This window comes from Marinobacter metalliresistant (genome assembly GCF_038098645.1).
GTDB lineage: Bacteria > Pseudomonadota > Gammaproteobacteria > Pseudomonadales > Oleiphilaceae > Marinobacter > Marinobacter metalliresistant.
In genome coordinates, this window is record NZ_CP101118.1 from 1,203,183 (window position 1) to 1,218,893 (window position 15,711).

General features: G+C 58.8%; 13 protein-coding genes. 6 read left to right on the forward strand and 7 right to left on the reverse strand.

Annotation, left to right across the window (positions count from 1 at the left end; translation table 11 throughout):
* Nucleotides 1-60: 60 nt before the first annotated feature.
* From NLK58_RS05600 to NLK58_RS05610, 3 genes are all read right to left on the reverse strand, one after another.
* Complete coding sequence (locus NLK58_RS05600) at nucleotides 61-318, reverse strand: hypothetical protein (protein ID WP_117617641.1); 258 nt, start codon at nucleotides 316-318, stop codon at nucleotides 61-63.
* Nucleotides 319-365: 47 nt separating this feature from the next.
* On the reverse strand, nucleotides 366-1,238 hold the full coding sequence (locus tag NLK58_RS05605; protein ID WP_117617642.1) for a DUF2846 domain-containing protein: 873 nt from the start codon (nucleotides 1,236-1,238) through the stop codon (nucleotides 366-368).
* A gap of 141 nt (nucleotides 1,239-1,379) precedes the next feature.
* Nucleotides 1,380-2,360 carry a hypothetical protein gene (locus tag NLK58_RS05610; RefSeq protein WP_117617643.1) on the reverse strand — a complete coding sequence of 327 codons (981 nt, stop codon included), beginning with the start codon at nucleotides 2,358-2,360 and terminating at the stop codon, nucleotides 1,380-1,382.
* A 312-nt stretch (nucleotides 2,361-2,672) separates the two neighbouring features.
* Here NLK58_RS05610 and purE point away from each other — a divergent pair, with 312 nt between their 5' ends.
* The 6 genes from purE (at nucleotide 2,673) to NLK58_RS05640 (ending at nucleotide 10,273) form a co-directional block, all read left to right on the forward strand.
* Entirely contained in the window at nucleotides 2,673-3,164 is a 492-nt protein-coding gene (purE, locus tag NLK58_RS05615; RefSeq protein ID WP_117617644.1) for a 5-(carboxyamino)imidazole ribonucleotide mutase, read from the forward strand.
* Between the two features lie 395 nt (nucleotides 3,165-3,559).
* A complete protein-coding gene (locus NLK58_RS05620) occupies nucleotides 3,560-4,678 on the forward strand; it encodes a 5-(carboxyamino)imidazole ribonucleotide synthase (protein WP_117617645.1) in 1,119 nt (372 codons plus the stop codon).
* Between the two features lie 71 nt (nucleotides 4,679-4,749).
* Nucleotides 4,750-5,328 (forward strand): superoxide dismutase [Fe], encoded by a 579-nt coding sequence (sodB, locus tag NLK58_RS05625; protein ID WP_117617646.1) that lies wholly within the window; start codon nucleotides 4,750-4,752, stop codon nucleotides 5,326-5,328.
* Nucleotides 5,329-5,593: 265 nt separating this feature from the next.
* Entirely contained in the window at nucleotides 5,594-7,654 is a 2,061-nt protein-coding gene (locus NLK58_RS05630) for an EAL domain-containing protein (protein WP_341582230.1), read from the forward strand.
* 22 nt (nucleotides 7,655-7,676) lie between these two features.
* Nucleotides 7,677-8,264, forward strand: a complete 588-nt coding sequence (locus NLK58_RS05635) for a LemA family protein (RefSeq protein ID WP_341582231.1) — start codon at nucleotides 7,677-7,679, stop codon at nucleotides 8,262-8,264.
* Nucleotides 8,265-8,275: 11 nt separating this feature from the next.
* A complete protein-coding gene (locus NLK58_RS05640; RefSeq protein ID WP_341582232.1) occupies nucleotides 8,276-10,273 on the forward strand; it encodes a M48 family metallopeptidase in 1,998 nt (665 codons plus the stop codon).
* A 5-nt stretch (nucleotides 10,274-10,278) separates the two neighbouring features.
* On the opposite strand, the gene gspD is transcribed toward NLK58_RS05640, so the two are convergent.
* From gspD to groL, 4 genes are all read right to left on the reverse strand, one after another.
* The gene (gene gspD, locus NLK58_RS05645) at nucleotides 10,279-12,234 is read right to left on the reverse strand and encodes a type II secretion system secretin GspD (RefSeq protein WP_341582233.1); all 1,956 of its coding nucleotides are present in this window, start codon (nucleotides 12,232-12,234) and stop codon (nucleotides 10,279-10,281) included.
* A gap of 32 nt (nucleotides 12,235-12,266) precedes the next feature.
* Nucleotides 12,267-13,121 carry a type II secretion system protein N gene (locus NLK58_RS05650; RefSeq protein WP_341582234.1) on the reverse strand — a complete coding sequence of 285 codons (855 nt, stop codon included), beginning with the start codon at nucleotides 13,119-13,121 and terminating at the stop codon, nucleotides 12,267-12,269.
* 1 nt (nucleotide 13,122) lies between these two features.
* Nucleotides 13,123-13,923, reverse strand: coding sequence for a type II secretion system protein N (gspN, locus tag NLK58_RS05655; RefSeq protein WP_341582235.1), 801 nt, complete (start codon nucleotides 13,921-13,923; stop codon nucleotides 13,123-13,125).
* Nucleotides 13,924-14,056: 133 nt separating this feature from the next.
* Entirely contained in the window at nucleotides 14,057-15,706 is a 1,650-nt protein-coding gene (gene groL, locus NLK58_RS05660; protein WP_117617653.1) for a chaperonin GroEL, read from the reverse strand.
* Nucleotides 15,707-15,711: the final 5 nt, after the last annotated feature.

Consider the following 15,711-nt stretch of genomic DNA (forward strand, 5'->3'; position numbering starts at 1 on the left):
TCCGGAAATTTTCCGGGAAAACCTGCAAGCCTCTAAAAAAAGGACAGTTTTTGAGCAATCCTACTTTTTGCCGGAGGCCCTGCCGGCGGTCCGGACCAACCTCATTTCCGGACGATTCTGGCCCGCCTGCTTGGCCTTTTCCTGCAGAGACAACTCACTCACACGGCTGCGCCTGTCTTCCGGAACCGCGCGATTCGCCAGGGAGCAATTCAGATCGTCCAGACGTTTCCGCAGATCACCCCAAGTTTCCAGCAGTTGCGGAACAACATCATCCGTCAGTTTTTCCAAACGATGGCGTAGAGAATCCTTGAGCGACATTGTTTTCACTTCCCGAGCGTTTCAACTGCAGACAGTGTAGTCAGCCCTCAGAAAATCCACCAGCGACCACCGGATTCCGCTTCCTCACGGCGCTCGCGCTCCAGTTCCAGCTCCGCGTATTCGGCTTCCAGCTTCTCGATCTTGCGATCCGCTTCCAAAGGAACCGTGGGACCACCGCCAAAGGGCCAGAACCATGAGGCAGATTCGTACTTGCCCTCCTGCTTCAGACGCTCGGTTTCAAGCTCACGCTCTTCCTCGAGCAGCACCAGCCGACGCTCATAATCCATATCCTCATTAACTTCGACAATAGACGTAGCTGCGTGATTTGGCGCCAGCAGATCGCTGTTCAGAAAACGGGTTGAGACAATCTCCTCCGCCTGCATTGCATAATCCCGGGTCACCAGCTGCAGGTCGCCCCGAGCCAGCGGATGATCCGGATCCAGATCCGGATGCCGCTGACCTGGCTCCGTGAGCTCGTTGTACCGCAGGTAATAGATCTGGCCCGGCTCAACCTCCAGCGTGGCGTCCGCAATCAGGCTCAGACTGAAGGAGTTCATCCCCTCCAGCCCTAGCAACGGCCGGCGCATGGCAATGTGACGTTCCCCCGGGCTGACCTCCAGCCAGGTATAACTGTCGTTGCGGATATTGAAGTAGTGCGTGTCGTCGATGTAGACACTGGGGGCCTCAATCTCGTCCGCCGCCCACTGGGAATGGGTCCGGTAGAAGTACAGCACCGCATTCCGGCGGTCCCAGCGGTCGTTATCAATATGCACGAAGTCATGGCCGGAGACCGGATGCAGGAACGAGCCCACGCTCTTGCCGATGGACTGGTAAACCGTACAACCCGACATCACCAGCAACAGAGACAACACAGCCAGCGGCCGGAGAACAGACAAAGCAGAGGGCACCCGGGTTTTCATTGTTGTTAACTCTTCATCCTGATTGCGAGTTGCCTGATCATAACAACTGCAAAACAGCAGAAATGAGAGCTACCGCAAGGGATGACTACAAACCGTTACAAAACCCGAAATACCACCGTTTAATGAACCGAAAACCTCAGACTACTGCCGGCTCACCTGAGTCCGAAGCTGGTTCAACTCCTCGGAAAGCCTTACCAGACGGGAAGTCAGCTGCGAGCGGGAGGCATCAATGGACTCCACCGTCCTTTTCAGGCTTGCGAGCTCATTCCGAAGCGCCTGAACCCGGCCGCCATCGGAAAGCGCCTCGGTCTTCCGCTCGAGGGCCGCAACCCGCCCTTCCATACCGCTGATCCCCAGTTTCTGCTCCTGCTCAAACCGCCGGATACGGCTCTCAATCACCTGATCCACATCCGCCAGTTGCTGGCTGAGTTTGGTAAGCTGATTCGTCGCCTGCCGGTTTGCGTCCTGCAGGGCCGTTATCGACGTCTCCGTCTGTTGCTTCACGGCCGCAATATCTGCCGAAAGCGACGTCCGGACCTTCTCGGCTGAAGCCTCCAGCGCACCAACGGCCTTCTTGCTTTCAGCAAGGCCGGACTCAACTGCGGCAATCCGCTCCTGATGCTCGTCCAGGCGCTTCTTGTTGCGCTCATTGGCAATGGCCCAAAGTTTCCTGATCTCACTGTCCGCCGTATCCAGCCGCTTCTTCTGCGCAGCAATCTGATCCGCCAGCGACGCACCACGCTCCTGAAGAGTCTCCCCGGTCTCGGAAAGATCCCCCTCAAACCGCGCCAACGCCAGCTTGCTCTGCCGCGCCCAGTAGTCCGCCTCCTCCAACTGGCTCTCCAAAGCCTGAACCCTCTGGTTCTGCGAATACCAGCCAGCACCCGCTGCCACGGCCACCGCAATCACCAGCAACCAGAGCATCGCCACACTCCCACGGCCATTGCCGCCGCTACCGCCCTTGCCGCTTTTACCCCCGACAGCCGGCCTCTCACGCCGCGGCGGCTCCCCCTTTCCGGCGGAAAATGGCTTGGGCTTTTTCTCAGCCGCTGCCCTGGGCCCGGCACTACCAATCGGTCGTTCGGCTCTCAGCTCATCATCACCTGGACGGATGGGTTCCATTACAGCTCCTGACTATAGGCGGTTTAAACAAATGGACGGTTTAAACAATAAGGACCGATAATACCTGTACTTATAAGCAGGGTGAAATGAAGGCTTGTTACAGGAACACCGCACAGAGCCCTGGGGCGGGGTTGGGGTTCCTTTTCCAGAAATGTCGGAGGCCAAGGATGGCCGGAGTCAAGCGCACAGGGATGTGCTCGTAGCGGTTTCTGGAAAAGGAACCCCAACCCCGCCATGCTCCGGGCTTTGTTGCATGGCAGGTAGGCAAAACATACAATGGCCGGCTTTCCAATTATCACAGGACTGTTGCATATGCAGCCGCTTGTAGGACTCATCATGGGCTCCAAATCCGACTGGCCCACCATGGAACACGCCGCCAACATGCTCGAAAAACTTGGCGTACCCTATGAAACCAAAGTCGTCTCGGCCCACCGCACCCCGGATCTGCTGTTTGACTACGCCAAAACCGCCGCGGACCGCGGCCTGAAAGTCATCATTGCCGGTGCCGGCGGCGCAGCGCACCTGCCGGGCATGATTGCCTCGCAAACCGCCCTGCCGGTCCTGGGCGTGCCTGTTCAGTCCAAAACCCTGAATGGCCTCGATTCCCTGCTGTCCATCGTCCAGATGCCCGGCGGCATCGCCGTTGGCACACTGGCCATCGGCAAAGCCGGGGCCACCAACGCTGGCCTGCTGGCAGCACAGATTATCGGCACGTCCGACGACAATGTCCGCAAAGCCGTAGAAGAATTTCGCTCTACTCAAACACAGACGATACTGGACAATCCTGACCCTCAGGATCAGTAATCAGAACTGGGTGCCAGGCCCCGGAGCCAAACTCCGGAGAAAGGAGCCTTCGGGAGATGCCCTTCCAAAACACGCTACAAGCACGTCCATGTGCGCTTGTTTCGGGCCATCCATGGCCCTCTACAGTTTTGGAAGGGCATCTCCCGAAGGCTCCCCCAGCTTTGGGTGGTTCATCATAAATGGCACCATGGTCAAACAAACTAAGCCACGCGTTGACTCCCAAGCCTGCTGAGCGGGGTGGAAACCCTTTTCCAAAACTGTGCGGAGCCATGGATGGCGGAGCCCAAGCGTCACATGGACGTGCCGCAAGGAGCGTGTTTTGGAAAAGGGTTTCCACCCCGCTCACACTCCAAAAGTCAGACGCTAAACGCCGAACACAAGGCAGGAGAACACAAATGAGAATTGGTGTACTGGGCGCCGGCCAACTGGGAAGAATGCTGGCACTGGCCGGATACCCACTGGCCAAGACCTTTGTTTTCTATGACATGTCCGGCAGCCCCAGTGCCGGGCTCGGTGAAGTCATTATCGACCGCGACGGCGAATACCTGGATGACTTCCTCTCCCGGGTTGACCGGGTTACCTACGAATTTGAACACCTGCCGGTAGACGTGGCCGAGAAAATTGCCGCCCACAAACCCGTGCACCCCTGCCCCAGGGCCCTCCGGGTTTGCCAGAACCGCGAAGCGGAGAAAACCCTGTTTGGCCAGCTGGGCATTCCGACGCCGGAGTGGAAAATTGCCGACAGCGCCACCTCCCTGAAAGCCGCCGCGGAAGAACTTGGTTGCCCGGTAGTGGCAAAGTCCAATACCGAAGGCTATGACGGCAAGGGCCAGGCAGTCCTGAAAAGTCCGGAGGATGCCGATGCGGCCTGGGATTCCATCGGCCATCCGCGCCTGATCGTGGAAAAGTTTGTCGACTTCCACCGGGAAGTATCGATGATCGCGGTAAGAGCCGAAGACGGTGAACTGGCCTTCTACCCGATCACCGAGAATACCCACCACGAGGGCATCCTGCGCTACTCGATTGCGCCAGCCCCGAGGCTTGAGAAGCATATCCAGGAAGATGCCGAGCGTTACATCAGGGCGCTACTGAACGAATTGGATTATGTTGGCGTACTCACCCTTGAGCTGTTCGAGACTGCCAATGGCCTGGTAGCCAACGAGATGGCCCCGAGGGTCCACAACTCCGGGCACTGGACCATCGAAGGCGCAATGACCAGCCAGTTCGAGAACCACATCCGCGCGATAAGCGGCCACCCCCTTGGGAATGTCGCGCCCCGTGGCGTAAGCTGCATGATCAACATCATCGGCGAGCATGGCGACATTGAGCGCATCCTCGAACTGCCCTATGCCCACGTTCACCTCTATAATAAAGGCGAACGGCCGGGCCGGAAGCTGGGCCACGTGAACATTCTTGCAGACAGCTACGAAGAGCTGGTGTGGCGGGTAAAGAACTGCGCGCAGTTCCTGCCCGGCAGCCCGGAGTTTAAAAGTTCTTTAACGACAAAGGGTTGATCTGACTCAAATCGACCTTATATTTAATTTACGTACATCCACATAAACAGAGAGACAGGGAGAACGACCTCATGGCATTTGAACTTCCCGCACTGCCTTATGAAAAAAACGCACTGGAACCGCACATCTCTGAGGAAACCCTTGAGTACCATTACGGCAAGCACCACAACACTTACGTCACCAAGCTGAATGGCCTGGTAGAAGGTACCGACAACGCCAACAAGTCTCTTGAAGACATCATCAAGAGCGCCAGCGGCCCGCTGTTCAACAACGCGGCGCAGGTTTGGAACCACACTTTCTACTGGCACTGCCTGAGCCCGAACGGTGGCGGTGAGCCGACCGGCGCTGCCAGGGAAGCCATCGAAAAAGCCTTTGGTTCTTTCGAAGACTTCAAGAAAGAGTTCAACGACAAGGCCGCCAACAACTTCGGCTCCGGCTGGACCTGGCTGGTGAAGAAAGCTGACGGCAGCGTTGCGATTGCCAACACCAGCAACGCGGAAACCCCGCTGACCGGTGCCGACAAGCCGGTGCTGACTGTCGACGTGTGGGAGCATGCGTACTACATCGACTATCGCAACTCCCGCCCGAATTACCTGGAAGCTTTCTGGAACCTGGTCAACTGGGATTTCGTGAACGAAAACCTGGCCTGATCGAAGCCAGACTTCCAGGTGTAGCCGTAAAAAACGGCAGCACACGAACGCCCGCCCTGCGCGGGCGTTCGTGTATCTGTCACCCAGAAACAATTACAAATTGACACAACCGCGCACTGAAATCTTTGGGAAAATCACCGATACTCTACGAAGTTACGCCAACTCTGAACCATACTTACAAGTAACCATCAGGGTGAGACTCCGAGCGCATCGCCCCCTACGCGACGCTGTCGTCCTGAAAAAACCGGATTAAAGACAGGGCTGAATGCAAAACTCCTTCGAGGTTGAACATCGCCTGGGCTATCGAATCTTACGGTGGATCCTTGCCGTGGCCCTTGTCAGTGGTGTTATTGTCAGCACCGTTCAGGTGATCCTGGACGCCCGGCGCGTGTCCAGGGGTCTGGACCACGACGCCCGCCAGACCATTGCCATGGTGAAAGACGCAGCCGCCCAGGCCGTCTTCAGCATTGATGCTGAACTGGCCCAGCAGGTGGTCGACGGTCTTTTTGCCAAGGAAGCCATTCACAAGGCCCACATCGCCCATCCGGAAGGCGAGCCCCTGGGCAGTCGCAGCCGCCCCCTACAGGAAACTGCCTTCAGACCCGTGACCGACCCGATTTTTGGCACCGAGCGGCTGTTTCGCGAGCCGCTGATCCGGGAAAGAAGCCCGGAGACGATTTACGGCTACCTGGATGTTCACTACGACACCGCACCCGCGGCAGGCACCTGGCTGGACCGGGCTGCCGTCACCTTTGCCTCAGGCATAGCCACCGCTCTTATTCTGGGCTTGGTGCTGTTCTATGTGTTCCACCTGCTACTCACCCGGCCACTGCTGAGAATTGTCCGCTCCGTGAAGCAGGTTGATCCGGCCCACCCGGACGATCGTCTGGTAACCACCCCCTCCGGCCACCAGAGCGATGAGCTCGGCCTTTGGGTGAACGCTACCAACAATCTCCTTGTCGCCATTGGCGACAGCCAGACACGCCACCGGGAAGCCGAGGACAGGGTCAGCCGCCTGTCTCGCTATGACCAGCTAACCGGCCTGCCCAGCCGCGATACGTTTATGGAATTGCTGATTCGGGACATTGAAGAGGCCAACAAACGGAATACCTCGCTGTCCCTGATTGTCTGCGGCATTGACGATTTCAAATCCGTGAACGAGCAATGCGGTTTCCGCACCGGTGATCTCATTCTGCAAACGATGGCCGACCGGCTTACCAGCAAACTCGATAACGCCCGCTTTACCATTGCCCGCCTGGGCAGTGACCAGTTCGTGATTGTTGAAAAAGGCCTCCGGGACGGATTCCAGGCCGCCGACACCGCCGAACGCATCCTTGCCAGCATCAGTAGTCCGATGCTGGTTGACGACCAGAACGTCACCATGACCGCAACCATGGGCATTGCGCTGTTCCCCTCCGATACCGACCGGGCCGACCGGTTGCTCCAGAGTGCCGAACAGACCATGACCCTGGCCAAGCAAAACGGGCACAATCACTTCCAGTTCTACGTAGCCAGTATTGACCAGGAAATCCGGGACAGGAAACAACTGGAAAAAGAGCTTTCCCAGGCCCAGTCCAATCACCAGTTCCATCTGGTCTACCAGCCCCAGATCAACCTGGAGAGCAAACGGGTGATCGGTGCCGAGGCACTGCTAAGATGGGAGCACCCGACCCGTGGTCTGGTACCACCCGACTTTTTCATTCCCGTGGCCGAATCCAACGGTTCCATCGTCGAGATCGGCCAATGGGTACTGAACCAGGCCTGCTGGCAGGCGGCCCGATGGGCGTCCGATGGCTCCCCGCTGCGCATTGCCGTTAATCTCTCGGCGGTTCAGTTACGCCAGGAAACCATCGTTGACGACATTCTCGATACTCTGAAGCGGCACAAAATCCCCGCCGGCAGGCTGGAGCTGGAAGTGACCGAAACCAGCTTCATGACCAACCTTTCAGATGCCGTGGCCAAACTGCACCGCTTGCACAAGGCAGGCATCAGCATTGCCGTGGACGATTTCGGCACCGGTTATTCGTCTCTCACTTACCTCAAGCAGATGCCGGTTCAGCACCTGAAAATCGACAAGCAGTTCATTCGCGATCTGCTGGTGAATGAGGAAGATACCCGAATTGCCAACACCATCATTGATCTGGGCAGGAGCCTGAACCTGTCCGTGGTTGCGGAGGGCGTGGAAACCGCAGAGCAGGAGTACTATCTCAGCCAGCGCGGATGCCAGCTGGCGCAGGGTTACTACTTCAGCAAACCGCTTCTACCGAAAGATTTTGAGACTTTTGTAAAAGGTTTTCACAAGCAAATCGTGGAAAATAACGCCTGATTCATCACCCTGAGGAGTTGCCATGGGAACTACCGTCATTGGCCTGATTGTTATTGCCGTCGTCATAACCTATCTGGCCTTTATCTACAACCGCCTGGTTTCCCTGCGTAATCAATTCAAAAACGGCTTTGCCCAGATTGATGTGCAGTTGCAGCGTCGCCACGACCTGATTCCAAATCTGGTTGAGGCTGCCAAGGCCTACCTTACCCACGAGAAGAGCACCCTCACCCAGGTCATGGAAGCCCGTAACAACGCAGTCAGTGCCCAGAAAGACGCCGCCAGGGATCCCGGTGACGGCACCAGGATCCAACGGCTCGGTAGTGCGGAAAATCTCCTGACCAAGGCCCTCGCCAACTTTTATGCCGTTGCGGAGAACTACCCGGAGCTGAAAGCCAACGAGACCATCCAGCAACTGATGGAAGAGCTGTCCAGCACCGAGAACCGGGTTGCCTTCGCCCGCCAGGCCTATAACGATGGCATCATGAGCTACAACATTTTCCGGGAGCAGTTCCCCAACAACATCATTTCGGGCATGTTTGCCTTCAAGGAAACGGCTCAGTTGGAACTGGATTCACCGGAAGCCCGCCAGGCCCCGAAAGTGGCCTTCTGAGGCCCTGAGGCATGGCTCATCCCGGTTTCTTTCAGCGCCAGGCCCACGCCCGGCGCAACACCAGCCTGCTGGTACTCCTGTTCATCACAGCGGTCGCCCTTATCACCCTGGCGGTTGCTCTCGTGGGTTACTTCGTTACCCGCAGCGAATCCTCCGGCCTCGCCTTTCATCACTGGCTGCTTTCCAGTCACGGGCTGTTGACGGCCGCAACGGTCGTGCTGCTGATTGGTCTCGGCTCCCTGCTGCGCTGGGTCGATCTGGCCGGCGGCGGCAGCCGGGTTGCCAAGATGGTGGGCGCGCGGCCGGTTGACCCGGACACCCGGGATAGCGACGAGCGCAAACTGCGCAACATTGTCGAGGAAATGGCCATCGCCAGCGGCGTACCTGTACCAGAACTCTACGTAATGGACCAGGAAACCGGCATCAACGCCTTCGTGGCCGGCTACACGCCCGGCGAAGCGGTGATGGTGGTCACCCATGGCGCCATCACCCAGCTGTCGCGGGACGAGCTCCAGGGCGTTGTCGCCCACGAGTTCAGCCACATCTTTAACGGCGACATGCGGCTGAACGTCCGGCTCATTGCCCTGCTTGCCGGCATTCTGATGATTGGTCAGATTGGCGGTTTCCTGCTTCGGACCTCCTTCTACCGGGGCCACCGGGTCGGACGGTCCCGGGACGGGCGGGCCCAGGCCGCCATGGGCATCATCGGCCTGGCGCTGTTTGTGATTGGCTACGTGGGGGTTTTCTTCGGCCGGCTTATTCAGGCGGCAGTCTCGCGGCAACGGGAAATGCTGGCAGATGCCTCATCCGTTCAGTTCACCCGCAACCCGGAAGGCATCGCGGGAGCGCTGTTCAAGATTGGCCTGAAGGGCGGATACCTGGACACCACCAGCCACGCCAGCGATATGAACCATATGTGTTTTGGCGAAAGCGCCCGAATGAAATTTACCGCCCTGCTGGCGTCCCATCCTCCTATCGATGAACGCATTAACGCGATTCAGCCCGGCATGCTGGCCAGACTGCGCAGCCGGCTCCGCGACACCGAGCCGGGGGCTGATCTTTACCGGAGTTCAGGCCCGGCACCAGCGGCTGGAACGTCGGGATTCACCGGAGCCGCCCCGGAAATACTCGGGCCAGTATCCGGAAAAGGCGCGCGAACATCGCCACTGGCTTCCGGCACTGAAGCACCAACGAAGCCAGCCCGGAAATTTTCAGACCAGGTTGGCACCATCAACCGGCAAAGCGAGGATTTCGCCCTCCGCTTTCTGAGCCGGCTCCCGGCCACCTTCCGGAATCTCTTGTACACCCGGGCCGGCGCTGTGCAGCTTTGCTATGCCATGCTGATCAGTGAACTTTCCCGGGAACAGCAGGTGCAGAGGCTCACCCTGCTACCCCCTCACCCGGTACTGGGCAGCCAGCCGGATCTGCTGAAAAAACTGCTGCCCGCCCTGAAGACCATTGGCGACGGTGTCCGGTTCCCGGCCCTCGAGCTGGCCATGCCAGCTCTGCGCAAGCTGGATCCGGAAGAGCGGGAAGGGCTGATTACCAACGTTCAGAAACTGGTGGCGGCGGATAACCGGGTTAGCCTGTTTGAGCTGGCGCTGACCAGCTTCCTGTCCCGGCACCTGGGTGCCGAGGCAGACAGAGTGGTCCCTGTTCGTTTTAAAAGCTACAGGCCCGTAATACCAGCCCTGCAAAGGCTTCTGAGCCTGCTGGCTCGCGCAGGCTCGCCCTCCCAGGCCGACGCTGAAACGCTTTACCGGGAAGCGATGGCGGGCTTTATGGATACTCGTAATGGAACCCAGCCGGTGCTGGAGAAGGTCACCATGCGCCAGCTACGGGAAGCCCTGACCGCTCTTAACGGCCTGTCCCCCTTGCTGAAGCCTGCGGTGATCGATGCCTGCGGGCACTGCATCACCCACGATGGCAAGGTTGAGACCCGGGAATATGAGCTGATGCGACTGGTGGCGGATCAGATGGATTGTCCGATGCCGCCACTGATGGTTTGAGCGGCCTATTGCGCCCGCCTGCTGCTACCAGCATCGAACAGCTCGTCGATAGGTGGCTGGGAGCCATTCCGGGGCAGCCCGAGTTTTTTACGCACATCAAGGTCAACGTCCCACAGGGCCCGGTATTTGATCTCCGTGGCGGTCACCGCGTCCGCCTTGCCCAGCATGATCGTAGGCCTCAGGAATACCAGCAGGTTGCGCTTGATCCGGCTGGTGTTTTCCGATGAGAACAGACGCCCCAGATATGGAATATCCCCAAGCAGTGGCACCTGACTCCTGGTTACCTGGGTATCTTCGCGAATCAGCCCGCCGAGCACGATGGTTTCGCCGTCATCGGCCAGGACGGTAGTCTTGATCTCACGTTTGTTGGTTACGATGTCGGAGGCATTTTCAATGCTGTCTGCGACGCTCTCGGTGGTCTGCTCCACCACCAGCCGTACCAGGCCATCCGCACTGATGGTCGGCGTGACCTTCAGGGTCAGGCCCACATCCCGGCGCTCGATAGTGGTAAACGGATTGCTCAGGCCATCGCCGACGACCGCTGTCTGGCCCGTGCGGAAGGGCACGTTCTGGCCCACGGTGATCTCCGATTCCTGGTTATCGAGGGTAATGATGCTTGGCGTGGACAATAGATTGGCCGCCGTGGATGTCGACAGGGCCTGCAACAGCACCCCCCAGCTCACGCCGTTTTCGTTGCGCTCACCAGCGCCGATGGTGATCCCGCCTACGGCAGGGGCGATTGGGGTATCAGACAGGATGGCCGTCAGCACATCCCCCAAGCTTCGCCCGACATTGCCGAAGCTGGTGCCAAGCACTGGCGTGGAACCGCCCGACTCGTCGCCGGCGGCCAGCTGCACACCCAGGTCACGGCCCATTTCATCGCTGATCTCAACAATCGCCGCTTCAATCATTACCTGAGCCCGACGCACATCAAGAGCCGCCACAATCTGTTCCGCTTCCTGCATCAACGATGGCTCACCGCGAACCACCAGTGCGTTCAGGCCCTCATCGGAAAATACAGTAAATGAACCACCCGGATTGCTGCCGCCAGATGCTGAGCCTGCTGCACCGGCACCTTCCTTCGCCACTTCACCCATCACGCCTTTGAGAATCTCCACCAGGTTCTTGGCATCGGCATGCTTCAAGCGGAGAACCTTGGTGGTGCCGCCGGTCGCGGACGGCTGGTCCAGCTGGCGGATCAACCCCCGCATCTTATCGCGGAACGTTTCATCACCACGGAGAATCAGCCGGTTGGAGCGCTCATCCGCGGTAACACTGTACTTGCGGGCAGCGTTGTCACCGCCGGCCCGGCCCAGCTCGTCTGGTGCCAGTTCCTGAAGCAAGGTAACCATGTCCCCCACCCAGGCTTCCTCGAGCTGGATAACTTCAACCTCATATTTAGAGGGGCTGTCCAGTTCCCGGACAATCTGTTCAATACGCGCGATGTTGGAAGAGTGATCGCTGATGATCAGGGCGTTGGCGGCAGCGACACCGGCCAGGTGCCCGTACTTCGCGACCAGCGGCCGAAGAATCGGCACCAGTTCGAGGGCGTTGGCGTTATCAATCTGAATAACCCGGGTAATCAGTTGTTCCGAGGGTGTTTCCTCGAAGCGGGACAGGATTTCAGCGGACTGCTTGGCGTCCACCTGCTGCACCACCTTGATCACCTCCTCGCCGGGAATTGCGGTAAAGCCGTGTACGTTCAGAACGGCCAGGAACAGGTCGTAAATCTCATCCTTGTTCATGGGTGCGCTGGAAAGCACCGTCACCTTGCCCTTCACCCTCGGATCCACCACAAAACTGTAACCGGTAATGTCCGCCACCTGGGTGACAAAGGCACGGATATCCGCATCCTTCAGGTTCAGCCGCCAGGTTTCTTCCTGCCCGTACGCCAATGACATCATCGGCATCAAAATAAGCAGAGCAATGGCCCGTAACAGATTGGTCTTGTGGTTATACATCTGGCGATTTCTTCCTGTTTCGATGAACCCGGTCAGCGCCACTGCTCGGGTATGGCATAACTGATGGTGAGGATGGATCCGTCACGCTCTATTTCTATCTCCAACTGAGACTGGTCACGCCAGTTCTCAAGCAAGGCCTTGTCCTGATCGATATCACCCAGCCGCTGACCGTTGATGGCGGTAATCACGTCACCGGCCTGCAGATTAACGGCATTCAGCATGGCGTTAGAGCCGTCATATACATACCCGGACATGCCGCTCTCATCCACCGGGCCAAGCCCAAAGGGTGCAAGTGCCGCCATGCCCTGGCTATCAATCTGTTCACGGGCGTTGGCCAGAAACACATCGGGAGAGGAGTCTGCCGGCCTCGCCGCTACCTCTGCAACCAGGTCCGGGGACACCGATTCTTCAAAGGTAAGCGATTCATAACGCCCTCCCCGGCGAATCAGCACACGCCCCGGTTCTACTTCAGCGAGTTCGGCATTACCGGGCAACACCTCTCCCACCCGGTAATACGCTGTCTCACCATTGCTTCCTGCAACTATAGCACCGGAGTCCTCCGGACGCTGCGCAACCAGAACGCCTTCGAGCCGAAGTCTCAGACGGGTCTCCGGTGCCGAACGGCGAACGGCCTCAGCGACCTCCACTGCCCGCCCTGAGCGACCGAAGAAATCGTAGATGGCCATGGACCCTGTCATGGGACCGCCCGTTGCCAGTTTACCTGCGCCGTCCGATACCGGCGCACGGGGAACCGGCCTGTCGTCCCAGGCAACCAGCCAGGTAACCCGGGCCATGGCTACCCCCAGGTAGAGCACCAACGCCACCAGCAACAGGTTCGCGACAGCCCGCGAAATTCGGCTCTGGGCCTGGGCGCTCAGCAGGGCCATACTATCTTGCCCCCGGGATAAGCGGCTGCCGCACCCGGAACACGACGTCCCCCGGGCTGGCGGAGTCCGGCCACGGCTGGCCGGCCAGATCCACCATGCGTTTGTAGACACGCAACTCCATCATCCCGTTCCAGAATATCGTTGCATCCGCCGCCGGGCCTTCTCCACCCTGCTCGGCGACGGTCAGGGCCCCACCACCGCGGCTGTTATCGACCGTATCCAGTGTCGCCTGCATCGGCGGGAATTCAGCCTGGCCTCGCTGATCGCCCATGGGCCAGGTAACCAGCCCGCCACCCCAGCGCCCGAGGCCTTCAGCCCGGGTAATCCGGTTGTCCGCCCACGCCATTTCAAGACGGTCAATGGTCACCGCACCCTCAATCATCGCGCCGCCACTCTGGCGGATAAGCCCCTCAAATTCAGCAACCGCCACTTGCCCGCGTGCGTTCATTCGGGCGCTGGCCGGCCATCCGATCGTAACATCACCATCCAGCGAAGATTGTGACGATTCCACGGAAATCCTGAGCGGCAGTTCCAGGCGGGTAACGGAGGGCAGGTGCAGGCGCCAGTCCACACGCAGCGGAAAACCCGCCACAATCACACCAGCCTCGCCATCCCAAAGCCTGCCGGCCACCTGCCGGACCTGCACCTGGGCCGGCAGCGGCACCTGGGCAGACACCCGCTGCCAGACCCAGCCGGCGGGTACCAGAAACACCAGTGACAACAGATAAACCAGAGCGCCCAGCAACAGAAGCAAAAACACCTTGCCGGGGCGGAGAAAAGACGTTGGTTCAGCGTCACTCATTCAGCTACACACAGAAAATGGACCGGAAGCCGAGTCTAGCAAAGGCATGGCGCAAGTTCATGACAAAAAAACAAAAACCCCGCGCCAGTGTGAACCAGCGCGGGGTTTTTAAGGGGCCAGGATCAGGCCGGCACTACATCATGCCGCCCATGCCTCCCATTCCGCCCATGCCACCCATGTCCGGCATACCACCGGCTTTCTCGTCTTCCGGCTGGTCTGCAATCATCGCCTCGGTGGTGATGATCAGGGACGCAACGGAAGCCGCAGCCTGCAGCGCGGAACGGGTCACCTTGGCAGGATCCAGGATACCCATTTCCAGCATGTCGCCGTACGCTTCGGTAGCCGCGTTGTAGCCAAAGGCACCTTCGCCTTCGCGAACCTTGGCAACCACAACAGAAGACTCGCCACCTGCGTTGTACACGATCTGGCGCAGCGGCGCTTCCATGGCACGGCGCAGGATGTTGACACCGGCTTTCTGCTCTTCGTTGAGGGCATCCACCTTGTCCAGCGCCGCTATGGCACGGATCAGGGTTACACCGCCACCAGGCACGATGCCCTCTTCGACCGCAGCGCGGGTAGAGTGCAGCGCGTCCTCAACGCGGGCTTTCTTCTCTTTCATTTCCACTTCGGAACCGGCGCCCACCTTGATGACGGCAACACCGCCCGCCAGCTTGGCAACCCGCTCCTGCAGCTTTTCCTTGTCGTAATCGGAAGAGCTGTCTTCGATCTGCCGGCGGATCTGCTCAACGCGGGCTTCGATATCCGCCTGGCCACCGGCACCGCCAATTACCGTGGTGTTTTCCTTGGTAATGTTGACGCGCCTGGCAGTGCCCAGGTCGTCCAGAGAGGTGTTCTCCAGAGACAGACCCACTTCCTCGGAAATCACAGTACCACCAGTCAGGATCGCGATGTCCTGCAGCATTTCCTTGCGGCGATCACCGAAGCCGGGCGCCTTCACAGCTGACACCTTCACGATGCCACGCATGTTGTTCACAACCAGAGTTGCCAGCGCTTCGCCTTCGATGTCTTCAGCGATGATCATCAGCGGCTTGCCAGCTTTCGCTACAGATTCCAGCACCGGCAGCAATTCGCGGATGTTGGAGATCTTCTTGTCGACCAGCAGGATGTACGGGTCATCCAGCTCGGCAGACATGTTGTCCTGGTTGTTGATGAAGTACGGAGACAGGAAGCCGCGGTCGAACTGCATGCCTTCAACCACGTCCAGCTCATCTTCCAGGCCACGGCCTTCCTCGACAGTGATCACGCCTTCCTTACCAACACGCTCCATGGCATCAGCGATGATCTTGCCGATGGCCTCGTCGCCGTTGGCAGAGATAGTGCCTACCTGGGCAATGTTGCGGTTGTCGTCGCACGGCTTGGCCATCTCACGGATAGCCTTCACGGCTTGGGCAGTGGCCTTGTCGATACCACGCTTCAGATCCATCGGGTTCATGCCGGCAGTAACGGCCTTAACACCCTCGTTGACAATGGATTGGGCCAGAACGGTCGCGGTAGTGGTGCCGTCGCCCGCAGTGTCATTGGTCTGGGAAGCAACTTCCTTGACCATCTGCGCACCCATGTTCTCGAACTTGTCTTTCAGCTCGATTTCCTTGGCTACGGAAACACCATCTTTGGTGATGGTTGGCGAGCCAAAGGATTTTTCCAGAACCACGTTACGGCCTTTCGGGCCGAGGGTCACCTTAACCGCGTCTGCCAGAACGTTGACGCCTGCGACCATGCGCTTACGAGCGCTATCACCGAATTTAACGTCTTTTGCTGCCATGTCTT